At 56.4% G+C, this 1,814-nt stretch carries 2 protein-coding genes and 1 other RNA gene; 2 read left to right on the top strand and 1 reads right to left on the bottom strand.

All coding sequences use genetic code 11. From position 1 onward, the window contains the following. The first annotated feature begins 58 nt into the window (after positions 1 to 58). Together XcyCFBP4188_RS22240 and XcyCFBP4188_RS22235 are read left to right on the top strand one after the other, a co-directional pair. The gene (locus XcyCFBP4188_RS22240) at positions 59 to 298 is read left to right on the top strand and encodes a hypothetical protein (protein WP_233397416.1); all 240 of its coding nucleotides are present in this window, start codon (positions 59 to 61) and stop codon (positions 296 to 298) included. 164 nt (positions 299 to 462) lie between these two features. Continuing rightward, positions 463 to 539, top strand: a non-coding RNA gene (locus tag XcyCFBP4188_RS22235) — sX9 sRNA. A gap of 390 nt (positions 540 to 929) precedes the next feature. On the opposite strand, the gene xopG is transcribed toward XcyCFBP4188_RS22235, so the two are convergent. Further along, entirely contained in the window at positions 930 to 1,586 is a 657-nt protein-coding gene (gene xopG, locus XcyCFBP4188_RS22230; protein WP_104592873.1) for a XopG/HopH/AvrPtoH family type III secretion system effector, read from the bottom strand. Positions 1,587 to 1,814: the final 228 nt, after the last annotated feature.

Below are 1,814 nucleotides of genomic sequence, written 5' to 3'. Positions count from 1 at the left end.
GCGGGCTAACACCCGCCGAGTTCCATGAGCAACATCAACCGCAGACCTCTAGTTTTAGCTGGCATTGAATTGCGGGGAGTCGACACAGCCTGATGCGTTTGCCTTCGGCATTACCGTGGAGCAAGTAGATGCGCTGGATCAGTTATTGCTGACCATCGCCGCCCATGGCGATGTGATCGCTGCCGGCAACGCCGATCGGCTGGACCGCCGCACCTTGCCCGTGCTGGGCAGCGCGATCTTTGATGCGGCCGGTGCCATGCGCGCCATCCTGGACCAGTTGGCGCTTCAGCGGCTTTGATGGGCCGCTGTGGCCTGCGCCTGCGGGCCGCGCTGTTTGGTGTGTCCATCGTCTGGTCGTCTGGTCGTCTGGCAGCGACGTGGCCAATCACTGCCTCCTTCAGAGCAGCAAACAAAACGACTGCGCTCACCGCCAGGCGGGCGCGGCAGGTGCTCGGAATCGGCATGTACCACTTGTACACTGCGGTTCTGAGCACGCCGTCCACGCGCACCTGACGAGTGCTCGCTACGCTTTGTTGGCCGCTCTTAGATGAGATGGTCAGCGAACGGCGCGCCAAACCCCGCTCATCGCCTCGCACCGTGCGGTGCAATGGTTGCGCACCTACCGCGTCCTGCGCGATGCTCGCCCATGACGCGTGCAAGCTGGTTCGCCAACTGCCAACTGCCAACTGCCACCTTGCTGCGGCGCGCAGCACTGGGAAGGGCGGCAGGTCGCAACCCTCGGTGTCACGCGAACCGCGCATGCATGTTCTCTGCGCATTCGGGGTACTGGCAGGGCGTGGATGCGCCGATGGCGCGGCTTGTGCTATCTCGTGCAAACACTTCTGCTCGGTGCGGTTGATTGCCCTTTGCGAGTCTCGGGCTGAATGTCAACAGGAGCGCGACGCTATTTGCTGGCTCCGATGCATCGCTCACATGCCATGGGATTTATATTTCTTTCTGATGGGAAGTCCGTGCTCCTGCCTGATCGAGTTTTCGCTGGGTTCTCCGGTGGTGCGAAAATCATATTCCCCGATCCCAACTGCCCTCAGCTCTTCTTTACCTGCTTCCGATCGTTCGTCGTAGCGATCGCCGCCATCATATGCTGTTGAGGTTCCCGCCAGAAGATGCCTGGCGTGTACAAGTTCATGCGCAAGGACCACGAACGCTTCGTCAGCATTGGAGCCAATGCGAACAGGGGAGCCATTTCCGTTCAATTCGATGTGACTATGAGGGTTCCATTCGACCATGGCATTGCAGCCTACGCCTTCTTTTGCCAGCTTTTTGGCAATCTTCGCGCTCTTTTTGAGCGTAGATGCCCTGCGTCCGTCGGAGTCCCTGTGTTCCTCAACTTGTCTCGCGCTTAGTATCGCAAAAGTATTGGGTTGGTCTGTAGGGGGGATCTCCTTGATAATGACATTTCTGTTTTCGCGGGCGTTGAATGCCTTGAGTCCCTGCAAAAGGCTGTTGCCGGAGCCGCCTTCAGCAATTTTTCCTAACGCAGACTCAACTTGACCTTTAAATTGATTTTCCTGGCTACTTGTTTGGCTGGATGAATAGATACCTGGATAATTTGTCTGAATTGGCATATTGGTTTGCGTTGTGCTTAGGGGTGTATGGGAGCGACAGTATGTTGTCGCGACATATGGTATTTTTAAAAGGCACACTGATGTTGCGGGCGCATGAGGTTTTGTAACTCATTGCGAACCATTTACTGCATCGGGTAGCGCGCAAGCTAGAGCGTGTTATGAACTTTGAAATAGAGCGGCTGCATTTCCAAGCATCAGGATCGTGAAGACGACAAAGTGCAAACCGGC

This window comes from Xanthomonas hortorum pv. cynarae, assembly GCF_002939985.1.
GTDB lineage: Bacteria > Pseudomonadota > Gammaproteobacteria > Xanthomonadales > Xanthomonadaceae > Xanthomonas > Xanthomonas hortorum_D.
This window is presented reverse-complemented; position numbering and strand designations above follow the sequence as displayed.

Coding starts and splice junctions, on each gene's coding strand:
- xopG (WP_104592873.1), bottom strand. CDS start 1,586: ATGCCAATTCAGACAAATTATCCAGGTATCTATTCATCCAGCCAAACA.